We start from the raw sequence: 18,753 nt of genomic DNA on the forward strand, positions 1-18,753 counted from the left end.
CTGCAAGGGCGCGCGGTCCGCGCCACCTCGATACCTGTCAACAGTCGCACGTGACCGTTTGTGTGGACTATTGACTGCTGAGAGTGTGGACCCTTGCCCGTTTGCCGTCAAGGGTTCACGTTCCCGACCTGGGGAGCCGCCGCTGATCGCTTAGCAGAAACCGCCTTGAGCTGCAGAGAAAACCGAACTTCGAGGCCGCCGGCGATGCGTTCTGGACATCACATGAGCCCTAGAATGCAGTCAGGGTTCCACAGAAACAGTCAATCAGAGAGGGTCGGACGTGCTAGCAGCCGAGCGTCACCGCAGGATCGTCGCCGAGATCGCCCGGCTCAGATTCATCACGACGGACGACCTGACCAGCCTGCTGAGCGTCTCCCACGAGACGATCCGCAGGGACCTCGCCCTCCTTGAGCGCCGCGGCGAACTGGCACGCGTCCACGGAGGGGCCACCGCCGTCCGGTCCCCCGTCGGGGAGGAGGCATCCTTCAACGAACGCAGGGGCGCATTCCTCGCCGAGAAGCAGGCCATCGGCCAAGCCGCAGCGGCCCTGATCGAACCCAACCAGACGGTCGTCATCGATGTCGGCACCACGGCTCTGGAGGTGGCCCGCGCCCTGCCCGCCGACCACGTCGGCGTCATCGCCACCCCGTCCCTGCTCGTGGCCGCCGAAGTCAGCTCCCGCCCGCGCGTCGAGGTCCTGGTCAGCGGCGGGCGGCTGCGCGGAGGCGACCTGGCCTGCTCCAACGCCCAGACCGTCGAGTTCTTCGACAACCTGCGCGCGGACGCGGTCTTTCTGGGCTCCGGCGGCATCGCCTCCTACGGCCTGACCGACTTCCACCTCGACGAAGTCGCGACGAAGCGCGCCATGCTCGCCAACGCGTCCCACCGCTACGTACTCGCCGATTCCAGCAAGTTCGGACGCACGGCCGCCCACCGCGTCTGCGAACTCGACGGCTTCGACACCCTCATCACCGACAGTCCCTGCCCGGACGACCTGAGCGACGCCCTCGACGCGGCGGGCGACAACATCGTCGTGGCCTGAGGAATCGTGTCCCGACGGACGGGTCCCGAAGGACCGTGTCCCGAAGGACCGCCCGAAGAACCGTCGCGGCCCGAGGACAGGTCGGCGCGGGCCGGCACTGCCCCTACCCGACCCCTTCGCCCACCGCCGCCCCGCTGACCGTGGCCCGGTTCGCCAAGAGCCAGTGCCGTCCCTGCCCGTCCCGCGCTCAGTGCACCAGCACCACCGACAGCGCCCGCACCGTGGGGTTTCCCCCGCGCGAACTCCACGTCCTGCAACTCCGCGTCCGTACCGAACAGCAGACGCCCGAGTGGAAGGCCAGATACGCGGTCCGCTCCGGAGTGGAGGGCACGGTCAACGAGTTCGCCCACGGACACGGCATGCGCCGCTGCCGCTACCGAGGACACGGGAAGGCCCATGTCCAGCACGTCCTGACGGCCATCGCCGTCAACATCGAACGCCTCCGCCGACTGCCACCGACCGAGGAACCCCCCACACCCCGCCGACCGACCGCCTTCCAGAACTACCTCGACCAGCGCGAGATGCCCCGGCCGAAGTCATGGCGAACCCTGGGCACCTGACATCAACAACTCCAAGATCCCCGACCGAGTCAGGCTCAACGCCGGCAGATCTCCCAGCATCGGAAGATCCCTTGCCTCCGGCGTGGTGGGCGTGCACGCACCCGAGGAGCAGCGCGAGGAATCCAGCCGTTCCACCGCGGCCGTGCAGGACGATCCACCGACGCCCCGCCTGGACCTCCTCTTGACTCCCTCCTGCCACCGCGTTCACAATCACAGACAGAAACAGTCAACTTTCCACATGTTCGGGCATCGGAGCAGCGACGCGTCATGACAAGATCGAGACGCCGCAACCGGCCTTCCATGACCGGACGAACCGCCGCAACCGCCCCGCGCGGGAGTGAGGGACGGCTCCAGCTCTCCACCGGAACCCAGGGATCCCGTGTCCCGGCGCGGGAACATCTCTCGGAGTCCTCCCGCGAGCCCGTGCTCGGGTGCTCCCGGGCCGCCCGCGTCGGGAACCAGGTCTTCGCCGCCGACATGAGGGCCGGGGCCGCCGACGGGGCCGCCGAAAATGCCGAGGCAGCAGCGCGGGCGCGCGAGATCTTCGGCCGAATCGACGCCGGCCTCGACCCGATGAACGCTGTCCACGGCGATGGCTTCCGCGATGTCCTCCCTGATCCGGCGGTCGTCGAGGTGGGCGTGCCCACTGCCGCAGACCCTCTCGTCGAGACGAAAGCCGACACCCTCCCACAGTGAACCCGACCGAGAACATCACTTCGATCTTCGACCTCGACGGCGTCCTGACCAGCGACGACACGTTGTCGTCACTGGTCAGAGCCCGTCTGGCAGCTCGTCCTCCCCGGTTCGCCGCTGCGCTCCCACCGTTCTTGCTCGCCTCGGCCGCACCACCGGACGGCGCGCTGAGGCCCGCGATGAACCGGGCGATCGTAGCCTTGGCGCTGCGCGGAATGACCCGCGGCCAGTACGAGGAGCTGGCCGCCGCGACGGGCCGGACCATGGCGGCCCGGACAGCGGTCGGGCAGGCCGTGACAAGGTGCCGGCGCGCCCTCGACGAGGGGCCGACAGTCGTGGCGACAGCCTCGGAGGAGAACCTCGCGCGTGCGTTTCTGGACGGTGTCGGCCTGCACGGCATCCCCTTGGCCGCCTCCCGGCTCGACTTCACCCCACGAGGGCCTCGCCTCGTGGCGCACAACGTGGGCGAAGCAAAGATCGACGCCGTCCGAGCGCTGGGGTTCGCCCCCGAGGAAGCGGTCCTGTACACCGACTCGGCCAGCGACCTCCCGCTCGCCCGTGTCGCCCGTCGGACCGTCACCGTCAATGCCGCCCGCCGCTCGATCGCGAAGCTCACCAACGCCTCCGCGGACATCCGTCACGAGCGCTGGCGCTGAGACGGCACGAGCTCTGCCCCAAGTGGTCCCCTTCCACGACGGACGAGCACCCAGGCGTGGAGCAGCCGGTCACCTCGCTCCGCGGCGGCCCGGACCGCGGTCCGAAACGCCCGGGCCATCCGGTGGGGCGGTACGCAAGGGTCCGTGCCGCCCCACCGGCACGTTCGGTCAGAAATGCGGGGCCGGACCGCTACGGCCGGTCGTCGCCATGGCCGCAGGCCCGGTGCCGTCCGCCGTGCACCGCCGCGCTCGCCGACGGGCGCGGAGCGGCGGTGGCCCGGTCGAGTCGCGCGGCCGCGGCCCGTCCCGCCGACGAGTGCGCGTCGTGGACGACCCGGCCGCCCACCAGGGTCAGCTCGACACGGGTGTCGCTGATGTCGGCCACCGGGCACTTCGTCACATCGCGGTCGAGAACGATCAGGTCCGCCGCCAGCCCGGGGCGGACGGTTCCCGTAAGCCGGTCCATGCGCAGCTGCCATGCCGTGCCGTGCGTGTGCATCCGCAGCGTCGACGTACGGCTCAGCCCCTCCAGCTCCCGGTAGAGCGGTCCCTCGCCCTCCGCGCCCGTGCGGTCGATCGCCGTACGGATCTGGTTCCACACCTGGAGCGGGTCCACCGGCCAGTCCGAACCGCCCGAGAGCCGGGCCCCGTGCCGCTCCAGGGAGCGGGCGGGGTACATCCAACGGTGCCGCTCGGGCCCGATGTACGGCAGCAGCGCCTCCATTGTCCACGTGTCCTGTGCGGCCCACTGGAGCTGCATGCAGGCCACCACGTCCAGTGCGGCGAACCGCCTCAGATCCGCCGGGTCCACCAGTTGGAGGTGAGCGATGGTGTTCCGGGCACCACGCAGCCCGGTCGTGCGCCGGGCGTACGCGTACCCGTCGAGCGCCGTACGCACCGCGCGATCGCCGAGTCCATGAGCGTGCATCTGCCAACCGGCCCGGTTGAAGACCTCGGTCAGCCGCCCGTATTCCTGTCCGGTGGCGTACAGCTCACCGCGGTTGTCGGTCGGGTGTCCGGAACCGTCCAGATAGGGTGCCAAAAGCGCCGCCGTCTGCGCCGGGTACTCGATCACCCCGTCGAGAAACACCTTGATCGTCCCGAACCGCAGCCCGGGTACGTCACGGAAGGAGTGCCGCAGCCCGTGCGCATGGGCAAGGGCGGCTTTCGGATCCTTCACCAGGTCCGCATCGATCCTGATCGCGGGGACGATCCGCTGCGGCAACGACCCCGCGTCCGCCAGAGCCCGATAGAGCGCCAGCTCGCTCTGCCCGACCATCGCGTCCATCATGGTCGTCACGCCGCAAGCCGCTGCCTGGGCGAGGACCCGGGCGCAGGCGGCGACCAGTTCGGCCTCGCCGGGCTCCGGAATGTGACGGGTCACCAGCGGCTGGGCGTCGTCCTTGAGCACTCCGCTGGGCTGCCCGTCCGGCCCCTTCACGATCTTTCCGCCCACGGGATCGGGGGTCGCCGTCGTGATACCGGCGATCTCCAGGGCACGGGCGTTGACCCAGATGTTGTGGCCGTCGCCCCCGATGAGCGCGACCGGGCGGCGCGTGGGAAGGGTGTCGAGCAGCGAGTGGTGAGGGAGGGTGCCGTGCGGCAGCAGACCGATCGGGTTCCAGTCCGAGACCACCAGCCAGCCCTCGGGTTCCTGGCCCGGCGTGTCCTGGAGAAAGCCGGTGAGGATCGCCAGGAGTTCCTCGGCAGTCGTCTCGGCGCCCTCCAGGGAGGGGCGCAGTGAGCGGTCGCCCGCGGAGAGCGGATGCACATGGCCGTCGTGGATACCGCTCATCACGGTCGCACCGCGCGCGTCGACGATCTCGGTGCCACGTCCGGCGAGGCGGCGCAGGTCGCGGCCCCGGCCGGTGGCGAGAATCCGGCCGTCGCGCCCGACGGCCACGGCCTCGACGGGGCGGGCACCGGGAAGTCCGGTGAACACCTGTGCGTTGTGGACGATCAGGGCGGCGGCACTCCGCTGTGCGGCGGCTGCGGGGCCGGCCGCCGCACCCACCAGTCCGGCCGCACCCGCGGCAAGCACGGTCCGCCGGGCGAGAGAAGAAGTCATGGCCACTCCAAGGGTTGGGCTGCATTCGCTGTGGCCGGACCCTCTTTGATTAACGCCGTAACCAGAACCCGTTCGGAACGACTGAATCCGTAGGATGACGCCATGTCAGGGCCCACTCTCGCAGATGTGGCACGCGCCGCAGAGGTCTCCACCGCCACCGTCTCGCACGCTCTCAACGGAACGGGCCGGCTCGCCGACTCCACGCGCCGCCGGGTCCGCGAGGTGGCCATCGCGCTCGGCTACGGCGCACAGCGAGCCCCGCGGGCCGGGAAAACCCTGGGCGTGGCCGTCACCACCTATGCCGGATCGGCCTGGAACTTCCTCGATGTCCCGTACTTCGCCCAACTCCTCACTGTTGCCACAGCCACCGCGCACGCCCACGGCTACGCCCTGACCATCCTCCCCGCCACCTGCGGGGCCGAGACGCCCTGGCACACCCTCACCGTGGACGGCATGCTGCTTCTCGACAGCCCCGCGGAAGACCCGGTACTGCGCGCGCTGCGCGCCCGGGGCATCCCGCTCGTCTTCGACGGCCGCCCCGTCGATCCGAGGCCCGGGGACATCTGGGTCGACAACGACCACATCGCCACCACCCGCGAGGTTCTCGGCCACCTGACCGCCTCGGGCGCCCGACGGATCGCCCTGCACGCCGGATACGGCGACGAGCACTACACCCGGACCGTGACCCGCTCCTACCAGCAGTGGTGCCACGAACACGCCCGGACTCCGCTGGTCCTCACCTTCGACCCGTACGACACCTCGGGCCACGGCTTCGACGCCGTCTTCGCCGCCCGCGCCTGCGACGCGGTCTACACGGTCTACGACCCCGGCGGTCGCCAGGTCCTGGCCGCAGCGGCTCGCCACGGCCTGCGGATCCCCGACGACCTCCTCCTCGTCTGCGCCAGCGAGGACCATGCCTACGCCGAGAGCGATCCACCGGTGAGCACCGTGACTCTGCGCCCCGCGACGATCGCCGAGACCGCGGTGACGGCCCTGGTCTCCCGCCTGTCTTCCACTGGCCCGCCGCCACCCGTCGGTGCCCTGACGGTCCCGGCGGTCCTCCACCCCCGCCGCTCCTCACGCCGCCGGGCCCGGTCCGGCTGCACTCGGCCGGGAGGTTGACACAGCCCCTGCCGGTTGTTGATCACGGGGTCGCGACCGCCCTTCAGCGGCCGGTCGGCCCAGGGATCCGTTCGGGGGGTGTTGTGCGCCCCGGGTCCGAGGCGGCGTCGCGGAGACCGAGGCAGCGGGGAGGGCAGGCCCCATTCGACATCGCCGCGGTTGCCGAGGCCGAGGTCGGCGAGGTGACGGCGCGGGCCGGAATTCCCCTGTCCGTCCGCGAAGGCGTCAGCCGCACCAGCGGCGGAGAGCCGGTGCCGTACGCACGGTGAGTCATGTGCTTCCGCCGCCGACCGCGGGGTCGGCGGCCGAGTGACGGCCGGCCGCCGCTACCGTCCCGGTGTGCTGTCGCGCACGACCGGCTCCGCAGGGAGCAGCAGCCCGCTCGCCGGGGCGGCGGCGGGATCCTCGACGGCGGTGATCAGCCGGTCGACGAGGGTGTGGGCGATGGCGGCCAGGGGCAGGCGCGCGCTGGTGAGGGCGGGCTGGAGCAACGTGCAGAGCGGGATGTCGTTGAAACCGGTGACGGCGATATCGCCGCCGACGGTGAGGTTTGCGGAACGGATGGCCTGGTAGGCGGTCAGGGCGAGCCAGTCGCTTGCGCATACCAGGGCGGTCGGGCGGTCGGGGCCGGTGAGCAGGCGCTGGACGGCGTGGGACAGCGCGGCCGGGTTGTCGTCGGGGACGCCGACCTCGAAGGCGCCGTCGGGGGCGGCGGCCGCGGCTTGCAGGAAACCGGCTCTGCGGTCGGCGAGCCAGGGCAGGGACGCGGCGGAGTTGAGGTAGCAGATTCGGCGGTGGCCCTGGTCGAGCAGGAGTCCGACCAGGGCGGCGGTGGCGGCGGTGGAGTCGATGTCCACCCAGTTCTGCGGGCGGCCGGGGGCGGTGCGGCCGAAGGCGGCGAACGGGAAGCCGGCCTCGGTGAGCACGTCGACGCGGGGGTCGTCGTGGACGACGTCGGAGAGGACGAACCCGTCGACCTGGCGGGCCGCGATCAGTCCGTTGAAGGACCTGGCGACCGCTCCGGCCCCCTGCTGGGGGTCGGAACGGAACACCAGGATGCGGTGGCCGACCGCGTCGGCGGCGGTCACCAGCGCCTGGAGGAAGCCACCCATCAGCGGGTTGGGGTCGGCGGGGTTGTCGGCGGGGGCGGGATAGCCGATGACCTTGCGGGTGCCGGTGCGAAGGCTGCGGGCGGACTGGTCGGGCTGGTAACCGAGTTCGTCGATGGCGGCGGTGACCCGGGCAAGGGTGGTGGCGCGCAGCCGGTGCGGTGCGTTGAGGGCGTTCGAGACGGTCTGGCGGGAGACTCCGGCCGCGTGTGCGACGTCCTCGATGGTCACCTGTCGAGCGGTCATCGTTCCTCTGTGGTCGGCGGGCTGGGAGCGCGGGTGGCTCCCAGCCCGCGGTTGTCAGTGCTCGCGGATCAGGGTGAGCAGGCCACCGGTCGGCACGGTCACCGGGTTCACTCCGGCGACGAGGTCGAGCACGGTCTCGGACAGGATCTCACCACGGCAGTCCTGGACGCGTGCGAGGGCCTGTTCCGGCCGGGTGGCGGTCAGGAGCACCGCAGGGTCGCCGTCCGCGTTGGCGACGAGCAGGGTCTGCGGGCCGTCCGCGGCGTGCCGGTCGGGGAGGGCGACGGGCAGCGGCGCGTAGCGTGCGACCACGGTGGTGTGGCGGTCGTGGGCGCGGACCAGGGGGTAGCCGAGGTCCGGTCGCGTGGGTTCCAGGACACCGAGTTGGAGGACGTCGGCGTACTGGCGGAAGACGCCGAGCCAGAAGCGCAGGGTGGCGAGCTGGTCGGGGCTCTGGGCGGCGAGGTCGACGGAGATCTGCGGCACCGAGAACAGGGCGTTGACGAGGTGGACCGCGATGGCCTCGGGCATCTCGGCGGAGTTCCACATGATCATGTCGGCGTGGACGGCGAGCGGGCCCGCGGTGAGCCGGCAGTCGACGGTGCGCTGGCGGTTCTCGGCGGGGCTGAGCGGGCAGTCGGTGGCGCGGATCATGGTGGCGTACGGCCACAGCCCGGGGCTGACGTAGGGCTGGCGGTGCTCGACGATTATGTCCGGCCGGGTGCGGCGCAGGCGGGCGTCGAGATCGGCGAGCAGTTGGAGTACGCCCTCGTGGACGTCGGTGTGGTCGGCGCCGGCCGGGGCGGGCGGGGGGTCGGTGACGGCGAAGCGGTCGATGAAGTCGAGCTTCAGACCGTCCATGTCCCACTGCTCGACGGCGCGGGAGGCCTTCTCGACCAGGTAGGCGCGGACCTCGGGGTGGCGGGGGTCGAGCACGGCCGCTTCCAGGTGGGGCTCCTCCCGCAGGATCAGGTCCTTGAAGCGGTCCCAGGCGTCGTTGTGCCGGCCGATGAACGGCAGTGCGTACCACAGGAGGTAGGCGAGGCCGAGCCGGTGGACCTCGGCGACGTGGGCCGCGGGGTCGGGGAAGGCCACCGGGTTGGGCTCCCAGTCGCCGCAGTGGCCGTAGCCGCGGGCGCGGTCGGTGGTCTGCCAGCCGTCGTCGACGATGATGCTCTCGCAGCCGACGGTCACGGCGAGGGCGGCCTGGCGTTCGACGGCGGCGGTGTCGACGTTCTGGTGGAGGCTGTACCAGGTGGAGTAGGCGGGCATCCGGGCGGCGGGGGCGATACCGGGGTGGTGCAGGCCCTCGGCCCACCAGGCGGTGACGGCCTGCAGGGTGGCGGCGAAGTGGCGGCCGCTGAGGTCGATCCGCAGCCGCAGTGGCGGCCCGTCCGGAGTGAGGTCCTGTTCGACGGCAAAGGCGAACTCGCCGCTCTCCTCCACTACGCCGGCGCCGACGCGTACGGGTGCGGAGGTCTCGTCGGCGGCTGCGGTGCACAGGGCGCGGTCGTCGGCGCCGATCAGACTGGCGAGGGGGGCGCCCAGGGCGAGCGAGACGGTCCGGGGGGCGATCCAGGACGGCGGCAGCCAGCGGGAGGCGTTGGTGTCCGGGGTCCAGTAGGCGGTGGCCGCGACGCAGGGGACCCTCCATTCGGCGCGGACGGTGGCCGCGGCCGACGCCGTGACCTCGATCAGGACCACGTTGTCGCCGACCGGGGTGACGGTGGTCCCCAGCCGGTCGCAGCCGAGCCCGGTGAGGTGGACGGTGAGCGGGTCGTCGGTGGAGTGGAGCAGGCCGGTGGCGAGCTGCCGGTGGACGACGGTGTCGGGGGTGGCCACGGTCGGCGTGTTCGGGCGCCAGGCCGGGACGGGCTGCTGCGGGGTGGCGTCCTGCGAGGCGGTACCCGGCTCGGTGAGCGCCTGCGGGCTCTCGGTGAGCTCGTCGGCGGGGCGCGGTTCGGGGGTCACGGTGGTCACTCCTTGGTGGCCCCGGCCAGCAGGCCGGAGATGAATTGACGTTGCAGGACGAGGAAGAGGGCCATCACGGGGATGGCGGCGATGCCTGCGGCGAGCAGGACCTGCGCGTAGTTGGTGGTCGACAGCCCCTGCAGGGTGGCGGTGGCCACGGGCAGCGTGTACATCTCGGGGCTGCGCAGCGCGATCAGCGGCCAGACGAACTGGTTCCAGCCGCCGAGGAAGACGAACAGCGCGAGTGCCGCGATGATCGGCCGGTTGACCGGGATGACGATCCGCCACAGCACCCGTAGTTCACCGGCGCCGTCGACGCGGGCCGCGTCGAGGAGTTCGTCGGGCATGGAGCGCAGTGCCTGCCGCATCAGGAAGATGCCGAACGGGGTGACCAGGCCGGGCAGGATGATGGACTGGTAGGAGTCGATCAGGCCCAGTTCCATCATCATCTGGAAGATCGGGATCAGCATGACCGTGTCCGGGATGACCAGGGTGCTGAGCAGCAGGACGAAGAAGAGATTGCGCCCGCGGAACTCGAACTTGGCGAAGGCGTATCCGGCCAGCACCGAGACGGCGACCGCACCGATCGTCTGGACGCCTGCCACCAGCAGGGTGTTGAGCAGGACCCGGATGAGTCCGATGGACTCCTCCAGCCCGCGGAGGTTCTCCATGAGGTGGCCGCCGGGCAGCAGTTTCGGCGGCCAGGAGAACACGTCCTTGTCCTCCTGGGTCGCGGCGATGGCGAGCCAGTAGAACGGGCCGACGCAGAGCGCGAAGGCGCCCGCGAGCAGCAGGGTGAGCAGGGGGCCACGGGGCTTCACCGGCGCTCTCCCATCAGGCGGACCTGCACGATGCCGAGCACGGACACGATCAGCGCGAGCGCGTAGGCGATGGCAGAGGCGTAACCGAAGTCGAAGAACTTGAAGCCGTTGTTGTAGAGGTACATGGTGACCGTCAAGGTGGCGTTGTCGGGGCCGCCGCCGGTGAGGACGTACGGCTCGTCGAAGAGCTGCAGGGTGCCGATGGTGGAGAGCACCACGGTGAGAAGCAGGATCGGCCGCAGCTGGGGAAGGGTGATGGAGAAGAAGCGCCGGATCGGTCCCGCGCCGTCGACCATCGCGGCCTCGTACAACTCCTTGGGAATGCCCTGCAGGCCCGCGAGGTACATCACCGCGTTGTAGCCGGTGTAGTGCCAGGTGATGACGAGGACGACGCCCACACGGGCCCAGAAGGGGCTGCCGAGCCAGTTCACCCGGTCGACGCCGAACAGGGAGAGGACCCAGTTCAGCAGCCCGGCGTCGCGGTTGAGGATCACGGAGAACATCACGCCCGCGGCGACCAGGCCGGTCAGCGAGGGGACGAAGACGCCGAGTCGCCAGAGCGGGCGCAGCCAGACCTTGGTGGAGTTGAGGGCGAGGGCGACGAGCAGGGCCAGGCCGAGCATCAGCGGCACCTGGACGACCAGGATCAGCGCGGTGTTCTTCAGCGCGGTCCAGAACAGCGGATCTTCCAGCAGGCGCCGGTAGTTGGCGAGTCCGGCGAAGGTCCTGTCGTCCCCGCTGCCGGTGGTGAGGCTGATCCAGAGCGAGGAAGCTATGGGGTACGCCTTGAAGATCGCGAACCCCAGGACGGCGGGCATGATCAGCAGGTAGGGGATGGAGCCGCGGGTCAGCAGCCGGCGTCGGCCCGGACGGGCACGGCCGGTGCGCGCGGGGGTGCCGCGGCGGGCCGGGGTGGCGGGAACGCGTTCGGACGGGGCGAGGGACATGGTGGTCAGGCCGCCTGCTGCCGGCCGGTCTGCTGGGCGAGCCGTTCGGCGGCCTCCTTGAGGGCGTCGGCCGGGTCGGCGTCCTTGAGCAGCACCCGGCTCTGGGCGTCGCTGGCGAGCTTGAGTGCTCGGGTGTAGTCGCCGGTGAAGTTGGTGGCCTCGGAGCCGGAGGAGAGCGTGTCGACGAAGGTCTTCAGCACCTTCTGGCCGCCGTAGAACGGGTGGGGCGCGCTGAACCTCGGGTCGGCGTACGCCGCGCCGAGAGCGGGGAAGACGCCGCCGGAGGTGAACATCCGGTTGATCTCGGCGGGCTTGGTGAGCGCGTACTCGATGAATCGCCAGGCGGCCCGGCGGCGCTTGCTGGAGGCCGCGACGGCCAGGTAGGTGGAGTTGACGATGGCGCTGCGCCCGCCCCCGGGAACGGCGGCGGGAGGCTGCATGACGCGCCATTTCCCCTTCTGGTCGGGGAACTTGGTGGCCAGGTACTCCACGGCCCAGGCGGGGTCCGGGGAGGTGGCGAGCTTCCCCTGGCCGAGCAGGCGTTTCCTGGTGCCCTGGCCCGCGGTGTCGGCGAGCAGGCCGCCGTCGTCGAGCCGCTTGATGATGGTGAGGGCCTGGACGGCTTCCTGGGAGGCGAGCGTGATCTTGCCTGCCCGGTCGAAGTAGAAGGCGCCCTGGAGCTGCATCAGGTTCTGGAAGAAGTCCATGTCCGGGGTGGTGCCGGGCTTGTCGAGCCCGAGCAGTTGGGCGCCGGTGGCGGCGTGGATCTTCGGTCCGGCGGCGATCAGGTCGTCCCAGCTGCTGATGGCGGCGGGGTCGACGCCGGCCTTCTCGAAGTAGTCCCGCCGGTAGAACAGCCCGAGCGGGTTGACCTCCCACGGGAGGGCGTGGGCGGCCTTGTCCTTGCCTATGACGGTCGGCCACAGGCCCTTGGCGAAGGCGTCCTTGTGCAGGTCGGCGCCGAGCTTGGACAGGTCGGCGAGGCCGTCGGGGAACTTCTCCAGGTAGCCGGGCAGGTAGTCGACACCGATGTGCAGGACATCGGCGAGTCCCTTACCGCTGGAGGCGAGGCCGACGGTGATCTTGTCCCAGATGGCCGGGTTGCCGACGTCCTGGATGTCGACCTTGATGCCGGGGTTGTCCCGCTCGAAGGAGGGAACGACGCCGCGCAGGGCTTCGGCCGCGGTGGTCCAGCTCCAGACGGTGATCCGGCCGCTGTCGCCGTCGGCGCCGGCGTTGCCGCCCGATCCGCTGCCGCCGCAGGCGGACAGGCCGAGCCCGGCGGCGGAGGCGGTGGCGAGCTGGAGCAGTTGGCGGCGGCTCAGTTGATGGGGCATGTCGGCTCCTGGGGATAGTGGGTCGTGCGGTGAGTGAGGGTGTGCAGCGCCTCGGCGAGCAGGTCCGCCGCGGCGCCCGGGGTGGAGGCGTGGGGAGACAGCCGGATCCACTCGTCGCGACGGGTGGTGATCAGGCCGGCCTCTTCGAGGGTGTGGTGGACGGTGGCGGGGTCGTGGCCGGGCAGGCGGAAGGTGCCGATGCCGGCGCGCTCGTGGGGGCCGAGTCCGTCCAGCAGGATGTCGGCGCCGACCCGTCGTGCGCGGTCGAGCAGGTCGGCAAGGTTGGCGCGGATACGGGCGCCGACAGCAGCGGGGCCGCCCTGGTCGAACAGGTCGTCGATGGCCGCGCCGATGGCCGCGGCGGCCGGGAAGTCCGGGTTCGTGGCGAGGTGGGCGGCGGCCCCGGGCAGCGGCGGAGCCGGGTGCCGGGGCGCGAAGGGCTCCGCGACGCCGGCCCATCCTCCGAGCCCGGGAGTCAGGCGGTCGGCGCACCGGTCGCGGATCAGTAGCAGTGCGGCTCCCCAGCCGGCACGTAGCCACTTCTGGCCGCCGCTGACGAGGATGTCGGCGGCGTCCGCTTCGAGTGCGACGGCGCCCAGGCCCTGGATGGCGTCGACGATCAGCAGCCGATCGGGCCCGAGGATCTCCTTGAGGGCGGCGAGCGGCGCCAGGTGGCCGGTGAGCGAGTCGACGGCGCTGACGGTGAGGGCGGTGACGTCGGGAGTGAGGTGGCGGCGCAGGAGGTCGGGGGTGATGTGCCGCTGCCCGGCCGGGTCGACGAGGCGGACCGCGGGGCCGCCGCGGTCGGCGAAGCGGAGCCAGGGGTAGAGATTGGCGGGGAACTCGCCGCGGGGCACCAGGACGGTACCGGGGCCGTGGAGCGCGGCGGCCACGGTGAACAGGCCGTTGCTGGTGGACGGGGCGAGGGCGATTTCGTGCGGGCGGGCGTCCAGCAGCCGGGCCGCCGCGGCCCGCGAGGCGTCGCTGAGGACGAACAGCCGGTCGAGGTCGGCGGGGTCGACGCGGGCGGCGAGCGCGGTCGTGGCGGCGAGCGCGGCGGCGGCCGGGCGGGAGAGCGGGCCGACCCTGGCGTAGTCGAGGTAGCCCGCCCTCGGACCGCCGACGGGATCCGGACCGGAGGCCGCGGGGGTGGCGGCTTCGGGCGCATGAATTTGATCGTTCAAAAATCTGCCCTAACGGAGCCTGTTTGTGCACTTCCAGGAATTTGAAGGATCACATTAGGGAGATCGGGCCGACCCGGCAAGAGGTTCAGCGCAACTGCTTTCCGGCGAGCCGGCCGGCTTCGCGCGGACGGGCTGCATGTGCAAGCCCGTCCCGGTCCCGTGAATCTCTCCCCCACAGCGCGGGAGGGCCCCTGAAGGACGGCAAGAAGTTCCGCTTCGCCCGGCCGGAGGCCTGGGGCGAGCCGGGCGGCCACCGTGCAGGCCACCAACCGGTACGGCGCCGCCCGCGTGATGGCGTGGAACCGCATACACCCACGACTCGCCGCCCGCTCGGCATGGATCGGCCAAACCAGTGAACTCCCCCTCATCGAAGGTACGGTGATTCGCCTCCAGGTCGGCCTCCTGCCCGGCGGAAACGGCACGCTGCTCCGCAGGCTTGGCCTGAGCCCCGCCCGGGCGGGTCGGTGGTGCAGTCGAGTATCAGAACTCTCCGAAGAGTTCGGTGGAGTTGCCCCGGCGGTCGCTGGGTACGTACCCGTCCCACTGACCGGCAGCAACTACCTGGAACTGCTGTCGGTGCGGTGTCAGGCCATCACCGAACGCGGGATCCGTCTCCATCACCGCACCTACGACTGCGACCTGCTGGGCTCCTGCCGGGGCCAGGACTCCGATGCGGCGGCCCGCGACGGGAAGTGGGAAATCCCCGCCGACCCCACGACGTCCGCCAGATCCGAGTACGGCTCCCCGACGGGCAGCTCGCCGAGATCCCGTGGATCCACCGCGACCACGCGCGTCACCCGTTCAACAGCCGATGGGCACCGATCAACAACTGATGGGCACCGATCCGACCGCCCGCCCCAGTCAGTCAGTCAGTAGGCGTTGTCGTGGGTGGTATCCACTGCGGTGGGTGTCTGGCGGAGGGTGTGCTGGACGGCGATCACGGCGGCGTCGTCGGTCAGGTGGCCGCCGACGTGGGCGAGCAGGTCGGTGCGCAGGTGGTGGATCAGCGCGGAGGGGCTGTGGGGGGTCCAGGAGGCGGCGCGCTCGGTCAGCGGGTAGAACACTCCCAGGGGGTCCCGGGCCTCGACCACTCCGTCGGTGTGCAGCAGCAGCAGGTCTTCGGGCTCGAAGGTGAAGGTGTCGACGTGGTACGCGGCAGCGGTCAGTTCGCCAAGGCCCAGAGGCGGGGCGGGGCGCGTGGCGTGCAGCGCGGAGGCATGCCGACCGCGCAGCAGCAAGGGGGGCGGGTGCCCGCAGTTGACCACGTGGATGAGCGGCAGCGCGTCGGGGATGTCGAGAAGTGCGGCGGTGATGAAGCACTCCCCGGCCTTCTCCGCCTCGGAGGGCTCGGCCAGGTTCCAGCACACGCTGTGGTCCAGGTAGGCCGCGAGCTCGGGCAGGCCGGCCTGGCGGTGCGCGGACCCCCGGAAGGCGCCCAGCAGCAGGGCGGCGTCGCTGATCGCGGTCAGGCCCTTGCCCATCACATCGCCGATGATCAGCCGGGTGCCCGTGGCGGTGCGGATAGCCGCGTACAGGTCGCCGCCGATCACGGACTGCGACTGTGCCGCCAGGTACATGGATGCCACCCGCAGCGGACCGATCCGCCGCGGCAACGGCCGTAGCACCGCCCGCTGCGTGGCCTCCGAAACCATCCGCACCAGCGCCAGCTCACGGGCGTGCCGCTCGCTCAGACAACAGAAGACCGTCACGATCACCGACACCACCAGCAGGGCGACGAACTGCGAGTCGAAGTCCATCGTGCCGAGCAGGTGGGAGTCCAGGCCGATGACGAGCATGCCCACCATCGCAATGGCGGCGATCGCCCCGGTGACGAGGGTCGAGGCGAAGGACGCGGTGAGTGCGGGCGCCACGATCAGCAACGACGGCCCCAATGGCAGGCCGAGCGCCACTACGTCCACCATCACGATGACCACGATCAGACCGAGCGGGAGCACCAGCAGGGCGTCACCGGCCTGCCGCGGTCGACTACGGTGCGTGAACCGCTGCAGCAATCCCATGCCTTCTGCATACACCCGACCGGGCAGCCGCGCAGGTGTATGCACCGCCACCCGCCATCAAGCGAGCGTCAGCGCGAACGCGGGCAAACATGCCCCCAGCAGGTCACCTCCCACCAAGCAGCCCGCCTCATGGCAGGGCCGGATCGGAAACCGCAAGCCCGCCCTCGGCCGTCATCCCAGCCACCGTCGGCGCCCGGACGTCGCAGCGCCGGACGCCCAGGGCGACCAGGAACTGCGGCAGGCCGAGCGCTCGGGGCACGGCCGGTGAGCAGGCCACGAACAGCACCCGCTCACGGCTGTCGAACAGCGCCGACCGCCCATGCCCCTCGCACGCCCGATCGGTTTTTCTCGGCCACGGCGGGAACTCAGGCGGAGAGCGGTTCGACTCTTGATACGAAGCGGCCACCAACCTGTACGGGGCCGCGGCCGCGGGGAGCGGTGGGTGGACGAGACGCGCAAGGCCGGCCTTCCCTCGGTCTCCGTGTCAGCAGGGCTGGGAGGAAGTCGTGATGCAGTCGACCGATGAGCGGTTCGCCGCGATACGGGGCGAGTTCGGCCCCGACTCGCTTGCGCGGGTGGAGGAGATGATGGCGCCTGGAAGGCTGCCACGGCATCCACTGCAGGCGGGCGCGAAGTGGATCCTGCCGGGGATATCGCAGAAGCCTTGGCACGATCCGAGGAGCGATCCGGCCGTCGCGTCGCTCGTCGACGCCCTGGAGGGGGCCCACAGCGCGATCAGGGCAGAGCTGGAGAGGGCCTGGCAGACGAAGCGTGAGGTCTTCTCCGACTACGAGCACTACTTGACACGCCAGGACGATTGGCAGTCTCTCCACCTGTATCGGGACGGGGCGCTCATCACGGATTCCGCCACGGTCGTTCCCACCGCGTTCGACATCGTCAAGAATGTCGCCGTCGGCGATGAACTCATCTGCCCCTTGCTGGAGAGCCACTTCTCGACACTGCTGCCGGGTTCACGCATCGCTCCGCACTGCGATCTGTGGAACTTCAGCATCAATCTTCATTTCGCTGTCGACATTCCGAACGACTGCGACATCACCGTTGCCGGCGAGACGCGTTCCTGGGAGGAAGGACGCTGTCTGCTTTTCGACTACTCCTTCGAACATCACGCTGAGAACCGGGGAACCCGCCCACGGACCTGCCTTCTGGTCGATCTCTGGCATCCGGAGACAACCATCCCCGAGCGGCAGGCGCTGACCGTCCTGGTGACGGAGGTGCGAAAGCTGTTGGAGGAGATGTGATCCCGGGGGCCGTACCGCACTCGGACGGACCGGTTCCAGGCGCGCACCGCCCCCGCTGAAGGTTCCTCCGGCTGCCGCACGCACCTCTGCGGCATGGTTCCTCGGCGAGCTACCCGGAGCACTCCACCGTTCGCCGTGCCGTCACCGGAATACCGACCGGCTTTCCGACGACTTCTTTGTTCTGCGCCCTTGTACCGAGGCGAGGTTCGGCATGGCCGCAGGCAGCTCTTCCAGGCCGTCCACGACTCACCACGTAGTCCATCGAGATCTTCATTCCGAGAGGGAGTGATCATGTCCGCTGCCACTGCTGAGCGCTCAGCAGCACGACGACGCCTCGGCCTTCCGGTGGTCGTCCTCGCGTCGGCCCAGCTCGTCATCTCGCTCGACTACAGCATCGTCTACGTGGCACTGCCGGACATCGGCACAGGGCTGGGATTCTCCGACCACGACCTCCAGTGGGTGGTCAGCGCGTACGTCGTCGCCACCGGAGGGTTCCTGCTGCTCGGCGGACGCGCGGCGGATCTCCTGGGGCGTCGGAGGATGTTCGTCCTCGCCGCGGCGACATACGCACTCTCGTCGCTGGTCGGCGGCCTCGCACAGTCTCCCTGGCTCCTGCTCGCGGTACGCGCCGCCCAGGGAGTCGGTGGCTCCCTGTTGTTCCCGGCCACGCTGTCACTCATCAACACCACCTACGCCGAAGGGCCGGTACGCAACCGGGCGCTCGCGATCTGGGGTGCCGCCGGCGCGGGCGGACTGTGCTTCGGCTCCCTCCTCGGTGGTGTGCTGGTCCAGGGATTCGGCTGGCCGTCGGTGTTCGTCGTCAACGTGCCGATGGCCCTGGCGCTCGCCGTCCTCGGACGCGTGCTGTTCGCCGCAGACCCGCCCCGGGACCGCGCGCGGCGCTTCGACATCGCGGGAGCGCTCGCGGCCACCGCGGGGCTCACCCTGCTCGTCTTCCTGCTGGTGTACGCCCCCGCGGCGGGATGGACGCGCCCCGCCGCCCTGGCGGCCGGCGCCGCGGGGTTCCTCTGTCTCGGCCTCTTCGTCGTCATCGAGGCGCACGCGCGCGATCCCCTGATGCCCGTTCGGCTCTTCCGCCACCGTGAGCTGGTCGCGGCCACGGGTGTGGCGGCTCTGTTCAGCGCAACGTTCAGCTCGCTCCCGTACTTCCTGACCCTCTACTTTCAGGCGGTGCGCGGCTACGACGCGTTCGTCACCGGGCTCTGTTTCCTCGTGCCGGCGGTCGTCGTCGCGGTCGGCACGCAGGCAGGGGCCCGTGCCGTGCCTCTGTTCGGAATGCGACGCCTGCTGGTCGGCGGGCTGGGGCTCGGCGCTGCCGGTGCCCTCGCCCTGGTGCCGGGTGTGACCACGAACGGCCCCTATCCGGCGCTGCTGCCGGGAATCGTGCTGATGGGCATCGGGCAGGGCGCCGCATGGACGGCCGTGTGGATCGCCGCCGCCTCGGGTGTGTCATCGGGCGACCAGGGCATCGCCTCCGGGATCGTGTCCACGGCCCTTCAGGTGGGAGGCGCCGTCGGTCTCGCGCTGCTCGTCGCGGCGGCCTCCGGTATCGGGCAGGAGTCGCCCGTCCCAGTCCTCGTCGACGGCATCCGAACGGCGCTGCTGCTCACCTCCGGGGCGCTGGCGCTCGGCTCGGTCGCCGCCCTGCTGATCCGCCGCGGAGACACCTCGTAGGAGCTCCGCCCCTCACCCGGCCCGC

Annotated in this window: 16 protein-coding genes and 1 pseudogene; 8 read left to right on the plus strand and 9 right to left on the minus strand. The window is 70.8% G+C overall.

Annotated elements, in window-relative coordinates:
• The first annotated feature begins 280 nt into the window (after positions 1 to 280).
• The 4 genes from ACFC79_RS18615 to ACFC79_RS18630 all read left to right on the plus strand — a co-directional run bounded on the left by ACFC79_RS18615 (position 281) and on the right by ACFC79_RS18630 (position 2,951).
• Positions 281 to 1,042 (plus strand): DeoR/GlpR family DNA-binding transcription regulator, encoded by a 762-nt coding sequence (locus ACFC79_RS18615; protein WP_376241371.1) that lies wholly within the window; start codon positions 281 to 283, stop codon positions 1,040 to 1,042.
• Between the two features lie 35 nt (positions 1,043 to 1,077).
• Positions 1,078 to 1,602 (plus strand): transposase, encoded by a 525-nt coding sequence (locus ACFC79_RS18620; RefSeq protein WP_376241373.1) that lies wholly within the window; start codon positions 1,078 to 1,080, stop codon positions 1,600 to 1,602.
• Between the two features lie 300 nt (positions 1,603 to 1,902).
• A complete protein-coding gene (locus ACFC79_RS18625; protein ID WP_376241375.1) occupies positions 1,903 to 2,298 on the plus strand; it encodes a hypothetical protein in 396 nt (131 codons plus the stop codon).
• Positions 2,295 to 2,951, plus strand: a complete 657-nt coding sequence (locus ACFC79_RS18630) for an HAD family hydrolase (RefSeq protein ID WP_376241377.1) — start codon at positions 2,295 to 2,297, stop codon at positions 2,949 to 2,951. The genes ACFC79_RS18625 and ACFC79_RS18630 overlap by 4 nt, the downstream gene beginning before the upstream one ends.
• 190 nt (positions 2,952 to 3,141) lie before the next feature.
• On the opposite strand, the gene ACFC79_RS18635 is transcribed toward ACFC79_RS18630, so the two are convergent.
• Positions 3,142 to 5,019, minus strand: coding sequence for an amidohydrolase (locus ACFC79_RS18635; RefSeq protein WP_376241379.1), 1,878 nt, complete (start codon positions 5,017 to 5,019; stop codon positions 3,142 to 3,144).
• Between the two features lie 102 nt (positions 5,020 to 5,121).
• Between ACFC79_RS18635 and ACFC79_RS18640 the strand changes: the two genes are divergently transcribed.
• On the plus strand, positions 5,122 to 6,141 hold the full coding sequence (locus ACFC79_RS18640) for a LacI family DNA-binding transcriptional regulator (RefSeq protein WP_376241381.1): 1,020 nt from the start codon (positions 5,122 to 5,124) through the stop codon (positions 6,139 to 6,141).
• 326 nt (positions 6,142 to 6,467) lie between these two features.
• Here ACFC79_RS18640 and ACFC79_RS18645 read toward each other — a convergent pair whose 3' ends face one another.
• The 6 genes from ACFC79_RS18645 to ACFC79_RS18670 are packed head-to-tail and all read right to left on the minus strand — an operon-like array spanning position 6,468 to position 13,756.
• Positions 6,468 to 7,496 carry a LacI family DNA-binding transcriptional regulator gene (locus tag ACFC79_RS18645; RefSeq protein ID WP_376241383.1) on the minus strand — a complete coding sequence of 343 codons (1,029 nt, stop codon included), beginning with the start codon at positions 7,494 to 7,496 and terminating at the stop codon, positions 6,468 to 6,470.
• Between the two features lie 54 nt (positions 7,497 to 7,550).
• Entirely contained in the window at positions 7,551 to 9,467 is a 1,917-nt protein-coding gene (locus ACFC79_RS18650; RefSeq protein ID WP_376241385.1) for a glycoside hydrolase family 36 protein, read from the minus strand.
• A gap of 5 nt (positions 9,468 to 9,472) precedes the next feature.
• Positions 9,473 to 10,288, minus strand: a complete 816-nt coding sequence (locus ACFC79_RS18655; protein ID WP_376241387.1) for a carbohydrate ABC transporter permease — start codon at positions 10,286 to 10,288, stop codon at positions 9,473 to 9,475.
• Positions 10,285 to 11,235 (minus strand): carbohydrate ABC transporter permease, encoded by a 951-nt coding sequence (locus tag ACFC79_RS18660; RefSeq protein WP_376241389.1) that lies wholly within the window; start codon positions 11,233 to 11,235, stop codon positions 10,285 to 10,287. The genes ACFC79_RS18655 and ACFC79_RS18660 overlap by 4 nt, the downstream gene beginning before the upstream one ends.
• A 5-nt stretch (positions 11,236 to 11,240) precedes the next feature.
• A complete protein-coding gene (locus ACFC79_RS18665) occupies positions 11,241 to 12,572 on the minus strand; it encodes an ABC transporter substrate-binding protein (protein ID WP_376241391.1) in 1,332 nt (443 codons plus the stop codon).
• On the minus strand, positions 12,557 to 13,756 hold the full coding sequence (locus ACFC79_RS18670) for an aminotransferase class V-fold PLP-dependent enzyme (RefSeq protein ID WP_376241393.1): 1,200 nt from the start codon (positions 13,754 to 13,756) through the stop codon (positions 12,557 to 12,559). Before ACFC79_RS18670 ends, ACFC79_RS18665 begins: the two co-directional genes overlap by 16 nt.
• Before the next feature lie 182 nt (positions 13,757 to 13,938).
• On the opposite strand from ACFC79_RS18670, the pseudogene ACFC79_RS18675 reads away from it, so the two are divergent.
• A pseudogene (locus ACFC79_RS18675) lies at positions 13,939 to 14,182 on the plus strand (transposase); the annotation flags it as partial.
• A gap of 54 nt (positions 14,183 to 14,236) precedes the next feature.
• Here ACFC79_RS18675 and ACFC79_RS18680 read toward each other — a convergent pair.
• Both ACFC79_RS18680 and ACFC79_RS18685 read right to left on the minus strand, forming a co-directional pair.
• Positions 14,237 to 14,374 (minus strand): hypothetical protein, encoded by a 138-nt coding sequence (locus ACFC79_RS18680; protein WP_376241686.1) that lies wholly within the window; start codon positions 14,372 to 14,374, stop codon positions 14,237 to 14,239.
• Positions 14,375 to 14,625: 251 nt separating this feature from the next.
• Positions 14,626 to 15,774, minus strand: a complete 1,149-nt coding sequence (locus tag ACFC79_RS18685; protein ID WP_376241395.1) for a PP2C family protein-serine/threonine phosphatase — start codon at positions 15,772 to 15,774, stop codon at positions 14,626 to 14,628.
• A gap of 509 nt (positions 15,775 to 16,283) precedes the next feature.
• Between ACFC79_RS18685 and ACFC79_RS18690 the strand changes: the two genes are divergently transcribed.
• Positions 16,284 to 17,033 (plus strand): aspartyl/asparaginyl beta-hydroxylase domain-containing protein, encoded by a 750-nt coding sequence (locus tag ACFC79_RS18690; protein WP_376241397.1) that lies wholly within the window; start codon positions 16,284 to 16,286, stop codon positions 17,031 to 17,033.
• 291 nt (positions 17,034 to 17,324) lie between these two features.
• On the plus strand, positions 17,325 to 18,728 hold the full coding sequence (locus ACFC79_RS18695; RefSeq protein WP_376241399.1) for an MFS transporter: 1,404 nt from the start codon (positions 17,325 to 17,327) through the stop codon (positions 18,726 to 18,728).
• Positions 18,729 to 18,753: the final 25 nt, after the last annotated feature.

The sequence above is a fragment of the Streptomyces sp. NPDC056061 genome (assembly GCF_042266885.1).
In the GTDB taxonomy this organism is placed as follows: Bacteria; Actinomycetota; Actinomycetes; order Streptomycetales; family Streptomycetaceae; genus Streptomyces.

Bases quoted from the DNA above. Each gene is read 5' to 3' on its own strand.
- ACFC79_RS18640 (WP_376241381.1), top strand. From the start codon at position 5,122: ATGTCAGGGCCCACTCTCGCAGATGTGGCACGCGCCGCAGAGGTCTCC.
- ACFC79_RS18680 (WP_376241686.1), bottom strand. From the start codon at position 14,374: ATGGAGACGGATCCCGCGTTCGGTGATGGCCTGACACCGCACCGACAG.
- ACFC79_RS18695 (WP_376241399.1), top strand. From the start codon at position 17,325: ATGTCCGCTGCCACTGCTGAGCGCTCAGCAGCACGACGACGCCTCGGC.
- ACFC79_RS18665 (WP_376241391.1), bottom strand. From the start codon at position 12,572: ATGCCCCATCAACTGAGCCGCCGCCAACTGCTCCAGCTCGCCACCGCC.
- ACFC79_RS18645 (WP_376241383.1), bottom strand. From the start codon at position 7,496: ATGACCGCTCGACAGGTGACCATCGAGGACGTCGCACACGCGGCCGGA.
- ACFC79_RS18625 (WP_376241375.1), top strand. From the start codon at position 1,903: ATGACCGGACGAACCGCCGCAACCGCCCCGCGCGGGAGTGAGGGACGG.
- ACFC79_RS18690 (WP_376241397.1), top strand. From the start codon at position 16,284: ATGCAGTCGACCGATGAGCGGTTCGCCGCGATACGGGGCGAGTTCGGC.
- ACFC79_RS18685 (WP_376241395.1), bottom strand. From the start codon at position 15,774: ATGGGATTGCTGCAGCGGTTCACGCACCGTAGTCGACCGCGGCAGGCC.
- ACFC79_RS18660 (WP_376241389.1), bottom strand. From the start codon at position 11,235: ATGTCCCTCGCCCCGTCCGAACGCGTTCCCGCCACCCCGGCCCGCCGC.
- ACFC79_RS18635 (WP_376241379.1), bottom strand. From the start codon at position 5,019: ATGACTTCTTCTCTCGCCCGGCGGACCGTGCTTGCCGCGGGTGCGGCC.